Source organism: Maribacter litoralis (assembly GCF_902506355.1).
Classification (GTDB): domain Bacteria; phylum Bacteroidota; class Bacteroidia; order Flavobacteriales; family Flavobacteriaceae; genus Maribacter; species Maribacter litoralis.
Map to the genome: position 1 here is coordinate 3642600 of NZ_LR733271.1, position 17535 is coordinate 3660134.

Consider the following 17535-nt stretch of genomic DNA (forward strand, 5'->3'; position numbering starts at 1 on the left):
TCAATTTTGAAGTAATGCGGTTATTCAAATAAAAAGGCAGCTTATATCCTAAGATAAAGCTGCCTTTTTGCAGATATAAAGAAAGAAGATTTAATCTACTAAATCTTCCATTGATTTTACTTTATTCAAATCGGTTCTTATTTTAATTAGCTGTTCGCGAATTATGGATGCAACATTCGCTGGTAAGTCCTTATCATCTAGAACATCTTCATATTCTTCTACCGCTGCTTTGTCTCCTCTAATCGCTTCTTCAAGCATGGATTCATCGTTGTCTGCAGAAAAGAAAGCTTTAATGTCCATCCACCCTCTGTGCAAGCTGCCGGTGAAGCTACCTTCGGTTTCAATCTCATCATAACTAGCTACTAGTTCTTTGTTCAGAGTCTGGTTAAAGGTGCTGCGTTCTCCGGATTTGTTCTCAAAGTATGCCTTTAAATTTTGATCTTTTGCATTCTCTGCCGCTTTTGCATATCCCTTTTGGGCATCACGGTTTTTTTCTAAAATTTCTTCTAATTGATTTACTAAGGTTCTATTCTTCGTTTCCATATTTTTTAGTTTTAATTATACTTAAAATTATGGGCTTAGAGGCATAAAGTTTGCCGTATTACATGTGGATTTTGATTCAAAAAGAATAGTCATAAACCTTTAACATATACTGTGTTAATTTGTTTAACGATTTAAGATGTAGTTGTTAATAGAGTTTTGATTTTCCTTGGATTACGCTGCTTGTAACTAGCAATTATTTTTGCGGTATGATAAGAATGTTTTTTAGGATTCAGCATATCTTGGAAATCCTCTAGAGTGGATATCGATTGAGAATTGTCTAGAAAGCCATACCCTTGATAGACGCCATGTAAGACCAGAACAAAATTGCGTTCTTCTTTAGTTCTTCCTTTTTCAAAAATTATATAATTATCGTTTTCGTTGTTGAGATAATCTAAGGCATTTTCTACTTTTTCATTATAAAGGCCTAGTTCTTCGTCTCCAGTGCAAATACCATCACATTCGCTATATTCACCATGGGTACATCTTCCTAATTTATTTTTTAAACCAGTTTGTAGCGGACATAATCTAAACCTTTTTGTCAGTTCTATTAAACGTTGGGTTGCATCACCTCTTTTTAAGAAAATTTCTGTAGGCGCATGTTGATAAGGTCTTCTTTCTATCTTTATTTGGAGAATGCCCTTTCTGTTTTTTTGAGGTACTAAATGGTAGGTAACATAATCCTTTTTTTGGATGTAGTTATGTGGAGGGTCTAATTTAGCGATTAGGTCTGCTTCTCGTAACAGTGCTATTAGTTCGCTACCTGTGGTTTCGTAGTCCACATGATAAGTTGCATTGCACAATATTAGTTCTTTCTCGTTAGAGCTATAAAAATGACTCAAAACCCTTTTTTTAATATCCTTTGCCTTACCTACATATAATACTTCCCCAAATTGATTTTGAAATTTATAAACTCCTGGTGAGTTGGGTAAGGAATTTAGTTTTTGATATTCAATATTCTTAGGTACAAAGTGCGCTTTTTGGTCCTTAGGTTCTAACATTTTAGAAATGATAGATTCATTATCATCTAACTGAATTAACCTCTGAAATAATAGGGCAACTGCATTATTTCTTTCAGTTAGTTCATGTGATGTTGCTAAGGGAATGTTTAAAACGCTAGTTAAATAGGGTAACTCATAATTGGTCATGTTTGGAAGGACCTTTTTAGCCAAACGTTGAGTACATATTTGGGGTATTTTAAAGGAGTAACCCAAATATTTAAACTCAGATTGTAATGCATAATGCACAAATGATGCATTGTGAGCTATCAATAGATGACCATCAAGTTCTTTTAGAATCGTATTGGCAATTTCTGAAAAAGTAGGTGCCTGTAATAAAATAGTATCTGTTAAGCCTGTTTTTTGCTGAATATAACTTGGTAAACGTTCTTCAGGGTTGATATTGGTCTGAAATACAGGTTCGTAATAATCACCCATAAGCTTGCTTATGGTCAATTGCACTATACGTAACGGATTTGGCTTGTAACCAAAGGTGGTTAACGATATGATGGCAAATTTTCTATTGGACATGTTCAATTTTTCAACTAAAATCCATACCAGAAGACAGGTCTAATTTATTTGGTTCAGGAGCATCTTTTACCGATTTAAAGTCATAGCCAATTGTTTCCTGAAGTACCAATCCATCGGGTATGGCGGTTAAAAAGTAGGTCTCTGCGCCATCTGTTTGTTGACCGGCATTGGCAGGTATTGCTTTGCTGTGTATTGCTGATATAGATGCGGTATTTCTGGTGATGATCAACTTGTTTTTTGCACGGGTCAAAGCCACATACAATACTCTGCGATCTTCCTCAATGGCATCAATATCATCTAAAGACCACGATGATGGAAAAGATTTAGGAGATACATTTAGAACTATACATACATCTGCTTCCAAGCCTTTTGCTGAGTGTATGGTTGATATGATTACATGGTCTTTTTCTTCTGCTGTAGCCAATTGAGATTCAGATAGAACTGGTGCGCCGTTCATTTTTTCGGCATTATCTAATAAACCTTCACCTATAAACTCTCCTAAACTAGAATAGCTATTGGCAAGCAGTTTTAATACTGGAAAATCTGCTTTTCGTTTTTCAATCCAATCTTTTCGATATCTAAAGGCCAAACCTAAAGACATGGCTTCGTAAGCGATATCGACCATTTTACCTACTTTACCTTTTTCCTTTTGTACGTCATTATACAATTCTGCGATTTTAATTCCGTCTTTGCCCGGTATTGCACCTTGTAATAGGATAGGGATGTCAGTTTTACCTTCATCGGCTAATATAACTGCCATTATTCTTGATGCTCTAACTTCGCCTATACCTTCCCAGAAGGTTAAAAACCTTACCCATGCAATTTCATCGTACGGATTATTTACTATTCGCAATAAGGAAACCAAATCTTTAATATGGGCGGCCTGTAAAAATTTACGTCCTCCATAAGTGACATAAGGTATTTTTCTTCTTATGAAAACCGCTTGTAAGGTTTTTGTGTAATATTGGGAGCGAGATAAAATAAGATGGTCGGAAAATTGGCGGTCTTCATCTGTATAATTTTTTAAAATTTCATCGGCTACCCAATTTGCTTCTTGCCACTCGTCGCTCACATTAAGCAGTTGTGGTACTTCACCACTTCCTCTAACCGATTGTAATTGTTTATTATAATCAATAGGGGACTTCTCTAAAAGCCAATTGGAAACATCTAAAATTTCTTGTGTGGAACGGTAGTTTTTTTCAAGCTTATAAACCTCTGCGTTAGGTACTCGTTCTTTAAATTGATGAACGTTCCTAAAATCTGCCCCTCTAAAAGAATAGATGGATTGTGCATCATCTCCAACACAGAAGAGATTGCATATTTCAATAAATGGGGATAGTAATTCCCATTGTAAAGGGTTGGTATCCTGCATTTCATCTACAAGTAGATAATCAAGATTTTGGGATAAAAGTTTTCTCGCTTCAGCATTAGCTTTTAATTGAGTAGATACCACCAACAGTAAATCATCATAATCTAAATACCGTTGCTCCATCTTTTTCTTTTGATAAGCCCTTAACAGTATTTCAATATTGGGTTTTATTGCTGTGATTTCATACTCGGTATCATTGTCTTCCTTGCCCTTATAGACAAGACTACGAATAGATTCCGTTAAATTCTTCTTTGTATTTCTGGCATAAGAATACACATCTAAAAGCTGTTGTGGTTTTATTCTCAGCTTGCTATACACTTCGCTATGGTTGCCCGAAACCATTTTCATTAAACCCAATTGATCATCTGGATCAATTACCGTAAAATTTGCAGCCCCAAATAAGTTCGGGTATTTAATGATTAACTGATTGCACCAACTATGAAAGGTGGCACCATTTAAGGACTTTCCGTTTGACTGTGGTAAACTGGCTTTTACGCGTTCAACTATCTCGTTAGCAGCTTTTTTGGTAAACGTAAGTATTTGAATTTTAGACGGATTTGCTCCATTCTCGATCAAATACGCAGCCCTGGCAATAATGGTACGGGTTTTTCCGGTTCCTGCACCTGCCAGTACCAATAAGTGTTTGCCTGAAAATTCAACAGCTTTTAATTGCTGCTTATTTAACTCTTCTTTTAAGTGCATTTATATGTAGCAATAGATTTAAAGGTTGGCCAAAAGATGGCTAACGTAATTTTATTCAGTTATAAGCACATCGGTTGATGCTTTTAAAACTAAATGGTTCAATAAAATTGTAAGGAAGGTTGATTGCAGCTGTAAAATTAATGAAATATATTAAATTATGTAGTGATAAAGTATTGACTCATTGTTTCATTGGTAAATAAACCGTAAATGACGCTCCCTTGTTCAAGTTGCCGTTCGCTATTATAAAACCGTTATGGTTTTCAGTGATTCTTCTGGCAATTGTTAAACCTATACCAGTAGAATTGCAATGCTTTTCTTTATCTAGACGATTGAACATTCCAAATATTTTTTCATTGTATCTTGGATCAAACCCTGTTCCATTATCGGTAAAGGTCAGTGTACAATAAGTGTTGTTGGTATCAAGCTTTTCATATGACAAATCAATGCCTTTTTCAATTTTACTTGAAATCGATATTTCTAAGTCGCAATGGTTTGATCTAAAAGTGATTGCATTTATAATCAAGTTGTAGAAAAGTTGCTCAATTTGATCGGGCATAATTGGTACGCTAGGTAATTCGTCTAATACAATTTTGCCATTACATTCAGAAAATTCTTTTGATAGTCTTTTACGAATATTTTCTACTATGCTATTTAAATCTGTGGCTACAAATTCTTGCGAAGATTTTTTGTATTCAGAAAAAACCAAAAGATCATTGAGGATGTTTCTCATGCGCTGAGATTCATTTTTAATACCATCTAAATATTTAACAATATCAGTAGTTAGGTTTTGATTGTTTTTTTCTAGAATTACGCTAGAGAACATCTGTATTTTTCTAAGTGGTTCTTGAAGATCATGACTGGATACAAAATCAAAAGATTCCAGTTGGAAATTTTTCTTTTTGATTTCCAAATCCTTCAACCTCATTTTTTCTATAGCGTCTAAATGGAAGGAAATAAGTTCTGCATAAGAAGTGAACATACCTATTACCTTAGCGTTGTTAAGCTTGTTCGGTGCAGGATCTAAAGCGCATAGTGTTCCAAAAAAAGTACCGTCTTGTAAAGTTATTGGTACGGAAATATAACTTTGAAAACCATATTGTAATGGGGTATGGTGTTTGGCAAATATTTCATCATTATCGACATGATCAATTACCACTAATTTATCTGCTTGTCTAACTTCATGACAAATTGTAGTTTCAACTTGTAATTCGTCACCAGGTGTTAAACCAAAGTTTAAATTATCCAAAACGCCACAGGTAAGCCATTTGTTGGGAGTTACTCGTGCTACGGCTACAAATCCTAATCCTGTTGATTGATTTATAACATTGAGTATTGTTGGCAGAATTTTTATGGATTGAATATCCTCTACGTTTTGTTCAAAATTTTCTATCATATTCTCTTTTATCGATAGTATTGTATACCATCAAGTAACTTAAAGGGCATTAAGTGTATTAAGATACACATTCATAATTTGATAATTCAGTTTATACTATCAAATAATTTTAAAGTTTTATACATATCAAAATTTACCTTTAAAATATCTTTAAACAGGTCATCTTCTTGTTTTAATCGCTTTAAATAATCTTTTAATATAAATTGTCTGGGAGTTAACTTATTGTTTAATTCATCCCAATGTATAGGAGCTGAAATTGGTGCATTTTCAATTGGTCTTACCGAGTGTACGGTAGCTATGGTATGTCCTCTTTTGTTCTGTAGATAGTCCAAATATATTTTGCCTTTTCTTTTATTAATTGTTCTTTCTAAGGTGGTTAGCTTAGGTAGGCGTTCTTCAACTAAATGGCATAATAACTTTATAAAATTCCTCACTTCTTCATAACTGTATTTTTGGGACATTGGCAGGTAGATATGTATTCCCTTGGATCCAGATACTTTGCAAAAGCTTTGAATGTGTAGGTCTTTCAAAATTCTATGGAACTCTTTCGCTACAGTTATTACATGTTTAAAATCCATGTTCGGTGGTGGGTCTAAATCAATTATTCCATAATCTGGTTGATCTATTTTTTTTATTCTTGAGCTCCAAGGATTTATTTCTATGCATCCTAAATTTGCCAAATAGATTAACGAAGCCGTATTTTGACATAGCAAATAGTTGATTTCTCGTTCCGACGATTTTGAGTATATAGAAATTGTTTCGAACCATTCGGGTAGATGTTCATTGTCTTTCTGGTAAAAACTTTCGTGATCAATTCCATTAGGATGACGATGTAAATTCTGTGGTCTATCTATTAAATGAGGAAGTATATACTCCGATATGTTTAAATAATAATCGATTAAATCGTACTTGGTCAGTTTTGATTGTGGCCAATAAATCTTTTCAAGGTTACTTATGGGCACTTTAAAACCATCGATGGTAATTACTTCTTTTGAACTTGAAGATTTTTTAGTTTGAATCGTGGGTGTGTTTTTATCTGTATGTGTTTTAGGAATTTCGGTTTTGATGCGTTTTAAAACAGGATTTCTCAACAGCCCATTTTTAGTGCGTTCGGAGTACGTTACTTCGCATTCTAAAATAGGCTGTATCCAATGTGGTATTCTACCTTTTAGCGGAATTTTCTTTTTAAATGCACGGTCTTTAATTTCATAATTGCTAAGAAGCATTTGTAACTCTCGTCTGCTCTTATCCGAAAACCCAGTTCCGCAATTGCCGATGTACTTTAAATCATCATTAATATATTGCCCAAGTATTAGAGAACCTATGTATTCTGGTCCGTTACTAGATTCCGTATAGCCACAAATAATGGCGTCAGTACTTTGAATCCCCTTAATTTTTAGCCATTTTTCTGTTCTAAAGCCAATGGCATAATTTGAATTTTTCTCTTTTGCCATTACACCCTCCATACCGGCTTCAAGTGCTTTATTAAACAAAGCGGTACCCATACCTTCAATATGATCGCAGTATTGTGTAATGGTCAATTCACCTATAACTTCATTAATTAAACTTTTTCTTTCGATCAATTTTAAATCTAACATACTATGACCGTTTAGAAAAAGCATATCAAAAACATAGTAACGTAATTCTCCATTACTGTTTGGGTAGTTTTGAAGTTCACCAAATTGAGAAACACCGTCGCTATTTACCAGCACAACTTCACCATCTAAAATAACATCGTGTTCAATTGCAGCTAGTTCATCATGAAGTTTTGAAAATTTTGAATTGTAGTTGATGCCATTTCTTGACTGTAAAAGTACTTTGCCATCGGTAATATGGGAGATTACCCTATAGCCGTCCCATTTAAGCTCGTATATAAAGTTTGGGTCATTGAAAATTTCCTTGGAGGTCGATGCCAACATAGGTTGAATGATTGACCCTGGAGACAGCTTAGATGAAAATTTCTTTTTTCTGGTTTCGGTTATAGGAACCAAGGTTTCCGCATCGTAAAAGGTAGTAATGGCAAAATCATCATTCTTTTTAAGTAATAGCCATTGTTCAGAATCATTTTTTGAAGTGGTACGTATTAGTGCAAAACGCCCCCGTATTTTATTACCATAAAAAATCAATTTTATATTTCCTACGGCAAGTTGCTCAGTTAATTCCTTGTCCGTTTCGCTCGTATCGATGGCGAAAGTGCCTGTGTCCCAAATAATCATATTTCCAGCACCATAATTTCCTTTTGGTATGGTACCATGAAAAGTTAAGTATTCAATAGGGTGGTCTTCTGTGCGTACTGCCAATCGTTTATCATTAGGGTTCATGGAAGGTCCTTTTGGTATTGCCCAACTTTTTAATGTTCCATGAACCTCTAAGCGCAGATCGTAATGTAATCTACTAGCGGCATGACGCTGTATTACAAATCTTTGGTTTTTAGAAACGGATTGTAGTTCCCCTTTAGGTTCTGGGGTATTATCAAAGTTTCTTTTATCGTAATACTTTTTTAAACTCACGCTCTACGATGCTTTTTTTTCCCGTTTTTCTAAACTGGCTTTTAATTGTGCCATTAAATCTTTAGCAGGTGTTGGTTTAGATTCAAACTTTTCTGGTTTATTTACTTTTCCAGCAGATTTAGATTCTATAATTTTTAATAATTGCTCGTTGTATACATCTTTAAATTCAGAAAAATCAAACTTCTCTGTGTACTGGTCGATTAAGGAAATAGCCATATCCATTTCCTTTTTTGCAATTTTCGTTTTTGGAAGTTCAAGTTCTTCGGTGCTTCTGATCTCATCTTCAAATCGAATAACATGCAAAACCAAAGCATCATTATAAATGCCAATTAAGGAAAGATGTTCTTTTTGGCGCATTACAAAAGTAGCTACACCTAGCTTTTTGGTTTTCTTTAAAGCATCACGCAACAAGGAGTATGATTTTTCGCCACCTTTTTGAGGTTTAATAAAGTATGGTTTTTTGAAAAGCACGTCTGACACTTCGTCTTCCATGATAAATTGTTCAATATCAATGGTTTTACTCTTCTTCATATTCGCGTTCTCAAAATCCTCATTTTCAAGAACAATGTATTGGTCATCTTTTTTGTACCCTTTAACAATGTCTTTCCATTCCACCTCTTTACCGGTATCCTCGTTAACACGTTTATAGCGTATTCTTGCGCCATCGTGACTATCTAGCATATCTAAATCTAGTTTTCTATCTTCCGAACCTGAAAATAGTTTTATGGGTATAGATACTAATCCAAAGCTTATTGAGCCGTTCCAAATTGATCTCATACTATTATTTTTATTAATTGTTTTAGTGTTTTTGAAGCCTTATTCCTTCGGATTTATTTTGACCGGGAATTCAGTTTCACCACCATATAGTTTTATTTCTTGAATATCTGCAGGCATGTAATAGCCGGCTTCCTCTAATTCTTCTTTTACATTTCTAACTACATTACCTTTTGTAATTAATGCCATTCTTCGAAAGTCTTTAGTATCGACCCAAAAGAAAACTTTTAGGTTTACCGTACTTGTAGCTAGCTCATCTTCAATGACAAAGTTTTCATGCTCTTCATCTTCAATAACATTTGGTTCTTTACTTAGAGCTTTTAAAATGGTCTCTTTAGCACCTTCAATATTGTTTTCGTACGCTATACCGATAATAAAATCCCATCTAAAGAATCCGTCTTCTGTAAAATTGGTAACCGGTTTGGTCAATACATCGCTATTGGGTATATACACATCTTTACCATCAAAAGTTTTAAGTTTGGTGTATCTAAATTCCAAAGCTTTCACTTTACCAAAATTATTATCTATTTGAACGGTGTCGTCAACGTCAAAGGGTCTGCTGAATGCCATTATGATACCAGCTATAAAATTCTGTCCAATATCTTTGAATGCGAAGCCCAATACAACGGCACTGGCACCTGCAGCTGTAAGTATACCTGTAGCTATCGCACCTAAGCCAGAAGCTTCAAGAGCAAGCATGACCGCTATAATTACAGATACATATTTTATGGCCTGACCTAAAAATTTGCTCATTAAAGGATCCCCGGTTCTAGCGGCTAATTTTCGCTTTACAAAGCCACCTATCCATGAGCCTAATAACAATCCAAGTATTACAATTAATATTCCAATACCTATGCCTGGTAACTGCGCTATAAAATCATTATAGAATGATGTTATCGATTCTGAAATAGTGGTTGTAGTGTCTTGTTGTAATAGCAAGGTCATATGATTATGATTTCACCCAATGTATATAACCAATGCTAAGCTTAATAACTCTAACTACATTATAATTAGCCTTATTGAATAAAGTGCTTTAATTCTCAATTGCGTTAAAAATTTAATCATTATCATTATTTACGATATGTATTTTTGTACCATCAATTAAGTTTTTGAATCTCTTCAACGTGTTTGAAGGGGTTACTATTTAGATTTGGTCAACCACCTCGCCTCGAGGTGGTTTTTTCTTATATAAATCATTGCCCAGCGTTCTTCATTGAATAATGTTAATTAATTCTCATCGGGTTTTATCCAATCAGCATTTCGTACAAAAAATATGTATTGTGCATAGTCGGTCGTAGAAGTTCCCTCTAGAATATCATAGGCATCCCATATGGTTATCAGATTTTTAACTTTAGTTCCTCTTGTTGAATTTAGATAAGGCGAACCTTCGGCATCTAATTTAAGTAAGCTAATAGTATGTGGTTCTGTTACTCTTTTATAATCGGCAATACCTTGTATATACATGAATAACCTATTGTCTTGGGAGTACTTGAATTTTGTAAACTCTTTTCCTTTGTCTTGCATAAATTTTGGCAGGGCTTTACTATCTACAGTTAATTTAGAATCTACGTATAGGGTGTTTAAACTGACCATTTTATTAGTGTAGGGTAGAGTAGTGTCGTGTTTTAAGCGGCCGGCAAAAGTATAACTATATGCTTGTAAGGTATGGGAAAAGCCTAAACCACTATACAAGTTTTGATCCTTCCATTGGTTTTGTATATATAATCTTTTAAAATTCTCATACATAAATGCGTCTCGGCTTCTTGTCTTTTTATAATGAGATAAATTGTAAGCTATGTTTTGTAGTAGGTTTAAAGTAGCTTTGTCAAATTCATGTTTTTCTTTTTCTAAAATAGTAGTAAGTTTTTCATTGGACCAAGAAATCAAAGAGTCATTTACGTTCTGTATTTGGTTATGGTATTTGACTGGGAGTTTTTCCTTCAACAACCTTCTAACCAATTCAAAGTCAGCTATTCTATCAATGCCTACTAGATTAAACTTTTTATGAGCTGGAAGTTGAGAATAATAGTGTCTCATTTTCATCCATTTGGTTCTATGCTGTTCTGAAATACTTCCAATAAATACGGGCCATTGTTTTAATATTCTTTTTAGCTCAATTTCATTTGATCCTTTTATATATTCTTGAAGGTAATAGCCCTGCGCGATATCCATTTCAGCTAAATACGTATTAATATGTATTGTCTCGTTAAGTTGTGTAAATAATGCAAAATCAATTCTTGGCGATGTTTCAACTTCGTGTACTTCGCCTACTAAAAAAAGATTATGAGCATAAAATTCATTATCAAGTGAATTAAACTGAAGTGAATCGCTCATTTGAACTACTTCTGTGTTTTCTTTTAAGTAGTTGACATATATACTTGAAGAGCAACTTGCAAAAGTTAGAATTGAAATTAATAGAGTGGTAAGTACACTAGTTTTCATATGTTTATTTTTAAGTTCTCAACAAATAGAAAACATAAAAACAACGACAAAAAAAGAGAGTGACTAACCTGAACTTTTTGGGTTTAAATTGATGTACAAGGGCTAATCTTGAAGCTTTTGGGATGAATTTGAAAGCCTTGCACTCAAAGCTTTATAGTACATTTGAGAGATAGGTATATCTTCTTCCGTTTGAGAAAGTCTTATTGAGCGTTTTCTTGCATTACCTTCTATAGATTTAAGATAATCTAGATTAACCAAGTAAGAACGATGCACTTGCCAGGCATTAGGTAATTGCTTCATAATATTTGATAAAGTGCTACGCAAAGTTTTTTGTTGTGTGCCAGATTCCGTATCAAAATAAACATCAACATAATTTTGTTGGGCCTTGGCATATATAAAATCAGATTCTGAAATAGTTAAAACCTCAGATTTATTTGTACCGGTAATGGTGATAGACTTGCTTTTTTCTAGTTTTTTTTCATCATATAATGGCACCTCTATAATACCATATTTAGAACGTAGATAAAGCCATAAAGGAACTACAATGGGTGTAAATGGTAAACAGAAAAACTTGACAAAACTCCATATTAACTCTATAGAAATAGAAGTTTGATTTCTAATTATTATAAAATGATAAAAAAATGAGAATAGAAAAATGACTAATAAGGAAAGGAGGATATAGAAAAACTCGTTAATAACGAACCAGCGATTTGTCTGCTTCTCATAAATATAATTTTCAAAAGGATGAAGAATTACCAAGGGAATTGCGATGCAAATAGCATAGCCAAGTAGAATTGCATATTTGAACGAAAATGAATTACTATTGTCAAATGGTTCTAATGTAATTAAAAGGAGAGGCACAAAAGCACCTAATATCAATGCGATTATAAAAGTGTACTTCCAATTTTTTGTATAGGCAATAGTTTTATTAAATGAAATCATTAGTCAAATTTGCTGCTATTTTGAATCAAAAAAATAAAGTTAACAAAACGAAAGAAATTTTTCCCAATTACGATAGAACATGGTTTCATGAATTTGCAACATTCCTGATATTTTTATTTTCCAAACTTCTATATGGTTATAAAAATTATTTTATTGTATTAATACTCTGTAGTTAATTGGCGTAACTTATCGAAATATGACCAAACCTATAGAGATGTCAAAATTAAAAATCGCCCTTCGAGCTTTTGGATTTCTAGCTATCGTTCTTACGATATTTCCTTATATACCAGTAAACAGTTGGATAGTTAGAGTTTTTGATTTTCCTCATTTGCAGCTTACAGTTCTTTCTACCATAGCTTTTCTAGTTTATTTTTTTAGGTTTGAAATTAAAGATAGGTTCGATCAAATTTTTGTCATCATTTTATTAGGTTGTATTATAGTTCAGCTACAAAAAATATACATATATACTCCTTTAGCCAAGTATGAAATAAAAATGGCAAGTGAAAATGCCAAAACAAATCTTTCTATTTATGCAGCTAATGTTCTTCAGAATAATGAAAATAAAAAATTAGTTATTCAGGATGCAACACTCAAAAGTGCAGATGTTTTATTATTTACCGAAACCAACCAAAATTGGACAGAGAAACTTAATGAAAGTTTTCATGGTCATTATGAATATCAAATAGAAGTTCCGTTAGAAAACACTTACGGAATGACAATGTATTCAAAATATGAATTATTTGAACCTATGGTGAAATACATGGTGGAGGATACTATACCTTCTATCCATACTAAATTAATATTGCCGACAAAAGATACCATACAAATTTTCGCTATTCATCCTGCACCTCCAACGCCACAACATAACCCTTCTTCCGTCGATAGAGATGCGGAGATGATGAAAGTCGCAATGCTTACAAGAAGCTCAAAATATCCGGTTGTGGTAATGGGAGATTTTAATGATGTTGCATGGTCGGAAACTACAGAATTATTTCAGAAAGTAAGTGGTTTGCTAGACTCTAGAAAAGGTAGAGGCTTGTATAATACTTATAATGCGGATAGTTATATTATGAGATGGCCTCTTGATCATGTTTTTTCATCTGCAGCATTTAGAGTTATCGATATTAAGGTGGGTGAGGATATTGGTTCCGATCACTTTCCGTTTTATACGAATTTTAGTTTTGAGCCAGAATTGTCATCAGAACAGAAATTACCTGAACCAACAGAAGAAGAAATTAAAACAGCGAAAAATCAAATTGAAAAGGAAAATAAGATTTCGTAACCATTAGTTTATAATATATACCTACGGTATTAATTACACGATAAAGCTGTTCTTTCAAAAAAGTAGAAAAGATTTGATCTGCTAAATCTTCTATTTTGCATTTAATAATATTCAAGTTTCAAAGTTCTGCAATCTGTGTAGCTATTTTAAAGCACTTTCTTTTTAATGGATCAATAAAACTTTTTATAGGACAATTTTATAGTTAAGGTAAAGCTAATTTTATACCAGGTGTAAAACCATTGCTCAGATATTATTAGGTAGGTTGAATTACAAATCTAATAACTGTTCGTCTAATTTATACTTCATTAGAAATGGCGATGCACTTTATTTAAATATAAGCATATGGGATTCTTAAACGAAAGTGCTATTTATTTGAACATAAATGGTAAAAGGCATCAATTAACGGTACCAATAAGTACTACACTTTTAGACGCACTAAGGGAGGTTCTAAATTTAACCGGCACTAAAAAAGGTTGTGATCACGGGCAATGTGGTGCTTGTACAGTTTTGGTAGATGGCAAAGCCATTAATTCATGTCTTTCCTTGGCTATTATGAACGAGAACAAAGAAATTGTTACGATTGAAGGTTTGGCAAATGATGATGGTCTGCACCAAGTTCAACAAGCATTTATAGATAACGATGCCTTTCAGTGCGGATATTGTACTTCAGGTCAAATATGTTCTATGGTGAGTATGCTGAATATGGACAAGGGGAATTCTCCAGAGGAAATTAGGGATCTTATGAGCGGAAACTTATGTAGATGTGGTGCTTACGCCAATATATTTAAGGTGGCTGAGGCAATGGTCGCAAAAAAGAATTAATATGAATGATTTTGATTATAGTAAGTCTACGGAAATAGGGCAAGCAGTAGAAGAATTGACCACTAAAAACCACGCCAAAGCTATTGGAGGGGGAACCAATCTTTTGGACTTAATGAAATATAGGGTAGAGAATCCACATTACTTAATTGATGTTAACCATTTGCCTTATCGTGAGATAGTTCGTAATGCATCGGGTGGGTTACGCTTGGGTGCTATGGTGACAAATGCAGATACGGCATATCATCCACTTGTAGAAAAAAATTATCCTTTGTTATCTAAGGCAATTCTGTCCGGTGCTTCAGCACAATTGAGAAATGCAGCTACCAATGGCGGAAATCTTATGCAGCGTACAAGGTGCTATTATTTCTACGATACAGCTACGCCATGTAACAAAAGAGAACCAGGCAGCGGTTGTTCGGCAATTGGGGGCTTTAATAGAATTCACGCCATCCTAGGTACTAGTGAAGATTGTATAGCCACCCACCCGTCGGATATGTGTGTTGCTCTGGCAGCTTTAGATGCTGAGATAGTGGTGCAAGGGCGAGATGGTGAACGTCGAATACCTATTTTAGATTTTCATAGGCTTCCTGGAGATACTCCGGAAAAAGATAACAACCTTATGTCAAATGAAATTATTACTTCGATAAATCTACCAGGGAACTTGTTTAATAAAAATTACGCGTATCTAAAAGTTAGAGATAGACCTTCTTATGCATTTGCTTTGGTATCCGTAGCGGCGGCACTACAATTGAACGGAAATAATATTGCCTCAATTAAAGTTGCCTTGGGAGGTGTGGCCCACAAGCCTTGGCGCTTACCTTATGTAGAGCAAAAATTAATAGGTAGAGAGGCCAGTAAAGAGAATTTTGATTCCCTTGCGGAAGAATTACTGACTGGAGCCCAGGGTTTTGGTGATAATGATTTTAAGATGGCATTGGCTCATAAAACAATAGTAAGGGCTTTAAACGAAGCAAAGAAACTTTAATGTAGCGATAGATGGATACGGCATATATAGGTAAATCGAGGAAAAGGGTAGACGGTGTGAAAAAAGTTACCGGAACGGCAACTTACGTTGGCGAATTTAAGCCTAACGGGCTAGTACACGGCTATGTGGTGAACAGTACTATTGCCAATGGAAAAATTGTGGCGATACATACTGATAAAGCCAAGTTGATAGAAGGGGTATTGGAAATTTTCACCCATGAGAATCTTCCTGAAGATTTAGTGCATAATGTAGATTATACCGATCCCCTGTCACCACCTGGTCACCCATTTCGACCATTGTACAATGATAATATATTGTACAACGGGCAACCAATAGCTTTAGTAGTTGCGGAAAGTTTTGAGCTTGCACGGTATGCCGCAGGTTTGGTAGAAGTTGAATACCAAGTAGAGGAATGTTCTACCGATATAATGAAAAACAGGGACAGTGCTACATCTGAAGGGGTGGAAGATACCGCACCCAACAGGGGCAATCCAGAATTGGCCTTTACCAATGCCGAAGTACAAATAGATGTTGAATACAGCCAACCCAGACATTATCATAATCCTATGGAGCCTCATGTTTCGATAGCGGAATGGGATGTTGATAATAAATCGTTCAAGATATATGATAAAGTACAGGGAGTTAATAGCAGTCAAAAATACATTTGCGGTATTTTTAATTTGAACTCTGAAAAAGTGCAAATTTTATCTCCTTTTGTTGGTGGAGGTTTTGGCTCTGGATTGCGTCCGCAATATCAGCTATTTTTGGCAGCCATGGCGGCAAGAGAACTTCATAGACCGGTAAAGGTTTCATTAACAAGAAAGCAAATGTTTTCGTTTGGCCATCGGCCTGCATGTATTCAAAATACACAACTGGGTGCTTCGAAGGAAGGGAAGTTGGAGTCTATTATTCATAAAGCTTACGGGGAAACTTCAAAATTTGAAAAGTATAATGAAACTATTGTTGACTGGTCTGGTATGATGTATTGTTGCGACCATGTAAAATTGGAATATGAGCTAATACCCGTAAATGTTTATACTCCAATGGATATGAGGGCACCAGGTGGTGCAACGGGAATGTTCGCGTTAGAATGTGCAATGGATGAACTTGCCGTAAAAGCGAATATAGACCCACTGGAATTTAGACTCATCAATTATGCGAATAAGGACCAAAATGAAGATAAACCTTATTCAAGTAAAGAACTTAAGGAGTGTTATCGACAAGCTGCAGAACATTTTGGTTGGCACCAGAGACAAACTAAGACAATCGAGAAAAAAGATGATACTGTATTGGTAGGCTACGGCATGGCAACCGGTTGTTGGGAAGCCATGCAACAGAAATCATCGGCAAAGGCGGTACTTGATTCCTCTGGTAAGTTAGTGGTCAGTTCAAGTACCGCAGATATTGGTACCGGTACTTATACCGTTATGTCACAGATTGCAGCTGAAACCTTAGGAGTTTCCATGATGGATGTACAATTTGATTTGGGTGATACTTCCATGCCCAAGGCACCTATAGAAGGTGGGTCTTGGACCGTTTCATCGGTAGGCTCTGCAGTAAAGGCGGTATGCATAAAAATAAAGGAGCAACTGGTTGATTTGGCAAAGGTGAGCTCTAATGAAAATTTAGATGAGGTTAGTTACGATGAGGTTTCTTGTGCCGATGGGGAATTGGTTTTGCCAAATGGAAAATCTATCAACATCAAGAAAATATTGAAAAAAGCGGCACTGGACAAAATAGAAGCGGAAAATACTTTGGAACCTGAAGAAAGGCAAGAACAATATTCTTGCTATGCACACTCATGCGTTATGGTAGAAGTGAACGTTGACAAAGACTTGGGTATGATAACAGTACCAAGAGTAACAAGTGCAATTGCTGGTGGGCGCATTATTAATCCTAAAACGGCAGAAAGCCAAATTTTAGGAGCTATTACTTGGGGAATTGGTATGGCCTTGGAAGAAGAGGGCATGATAGATGACCGGAATGGTAGAATAATGAATGCCAACCTTGCGGAATACCATATGGCCGTCCATGCCGATGTACAACAATTGGATGTATTATTTGTTGAAGAGCATGATGATATCGTAAATCCTTTAGGAGCAAAGGGACTCGGTGAAATTGGTATTGTGGGTGTTGCTTCGGCAATCGCGAACGCTGTATATGATGCTACAGGTAAAAGGGTGCGCAATCTACCCATTACTTTAGATAAAATATTAGTATAACCTTATGTTCTTATTGATTTCTC

The 17535-nt window shown here is 34.9% G+C and carries 13 protein-coding genes; 4 read left to right on the forward strand and 9 right to left on the reverse strand.

Annotated features, from left to right (window positions below):
• Positions 1-90: 90 nt before the first annotated feature.
• The 9 genes from EXIGUO8A_RS15305 to EXIGUO8A_RS15345 form a co-directional block, all read right to left on the reverse strand.
• Entirely contained in the window at positions 91-543 is a 453-nt protein-coding gene (locus EXIGUO8A_RS15305) for a ferritin-like domain-containing protein (protein WP_159303819.1), read from the reverse strand.
• A 131-nt stretch (positions 544-674) separates the two neighbouring features.
• On the reverse strand, positions 675-2069 hold the full coding sequence (locus EXIGUO8A_RS15310; protein ID WP_159303820.1) for an exonuclease domain-containing protein: 1395 nt from the start codon (positions 2067-2069) through the stop codon (positions 675-677).
• Positions 2070-2079: 10 nt separating this feature from the next.
• Positions 2080-4140: an ATP-dependent helicase gene (locus EXIGUO8A_RS15315; RefSeq protein WP_159303821.1), complete on the reverse strand. Its 2061-nt coding sequence runs from the start codon at positions 4138-4140 to the stop codon at positions 2080-2082.
• A gap of 178 nt (positions 4141-4318) precedes the next feature.
• On the reverse strand, positions 4319-5533 hold the full coding sequence (locus tag EXIGUO8A_RS15320) for a sensor histidine kinase (RefSeq protein WP_159303822.1): 1215 nt from the start codon (positions 5531-5533) through the stop codon (positions 4319-4321).
• Between the two features lie 86 nt (positions 5534-5619).
• Positions 5620-8043: a DNA ligase D gene (gene ligD / locus EXIGUO8A_RS15325; protein ID WP_159303823.1), complete on the reverse strand. Its 2424-nt coding sequence runs from the start codon at positions 8041-8043 to the stop codon at positions 5620-5622.
• A 3-nt stretch (positions 8044-8046) separates the two neighbouring features.
• Positions 8047-8820: a non-homologous end joining protein Ku gene (ku, locus tag EXIGUO8A_RS15330; protein ID WP_159303824.1), complete on the reverse strand. Its 774-nt coding sequence runs from the start codon at positions 8818-8820 to the stop codon at positions 8047-8049.
• A 39-nt stretch (positions 8821-8859) separates the two neighbouring features.
• Positions 8860-9762 (reverse strand): mechanosensitive ion channel family protein, encoded by a 903-nt coding sequence (locus EXIGUO8A_RS15335; RefSeq protein WP_159303825.1) that lies wholly within the window; start codon positions 9760-9762, stop codon positions 8860-8862.
• A 282-nt stretch (positions 9763-10044) separates the two neighbouring features.
• A complete protein-coding gene (locus EXIGUO8A_RS15340; RefSeq protein ID WP_159303826.1) occupies positions 10045-11259 on the reverse strand; it encodes a hypothetical protein in 1215 nt (404 codons plus the stop codon).
• A 102-nt stretch (positions 11260-11361) separates the two neighbouring features.
• Positions 11362-12201, reverse strand: a complete 840-nt coding sequence (locus EXIGUO8A_RS15345) for a LytR/AlgR family response regulator transcription factor (RefSeq protein ID WP_159303827.1) — start codon at positions 12199-12201, stop codon at positions 11362-11364.
• A gap of 196 nt (positions 12202-12397) precedes the next feature.
• Between EXIGUO8A_RS15345 and EXIGUO8A_RS15350 the strand changes: the two genes are divergently transcribed.
• From EXIGUO8A_RS15350 to EXIGUO8A_RS15365, 4 genes are all read left to right on the forward strand, one after another.
• Positions 12398-13483, forward strand: coding sequence for an endonuclease/exonuclease/phosphatase family protein (locus tag EXIGUO8A_RS15350; protein WP_236564503.1), 1086 nt, complete (start codon positions 12398-12400; stop codon positions 13481-13483).
• Positions 13484-13825: 342 nt separating this feature from the next.
• Positions 13826-14305 carry a (2Fe-2S)-binding protein gene (locus tag EXIGUO8A_RS15355; protein ID WP_099192135.1) on the forward strand — a complete coding sequence of 160 codons (480 nt, stop codon included), beginning with the start codon at positions 13826-13828 and terminating at the stop codon, positions 14303-14305.
• 1 nt (position 14306) lies between these two features.
• Positions 14307-15290 (forward strand): FAD binding domain-containing protein, encoded by a 984-nt coding sequence (locus EXIGUO8A_RS15360; protein WP_159303828.1) that lies wholly within the window; start codon positions 14307-14309, stop codon positions 15288-15290.
• A gap of 11 nt (positions 15291-15301) precedes the next feature.
• Complete coding sequence (locus EXIGUO8A_RS15365) at positions 15302-17512, forward strand: xanthine dehydrogenase family protein molybdopterin-binding subunit (RefSeq protein ID WP_159303829.1); 2211 nt, start codon at positions 15302-15304, stop codon at positions 17510-17512.
• Positions 17513-17535 lie beyond the last annotated feature (23 nt).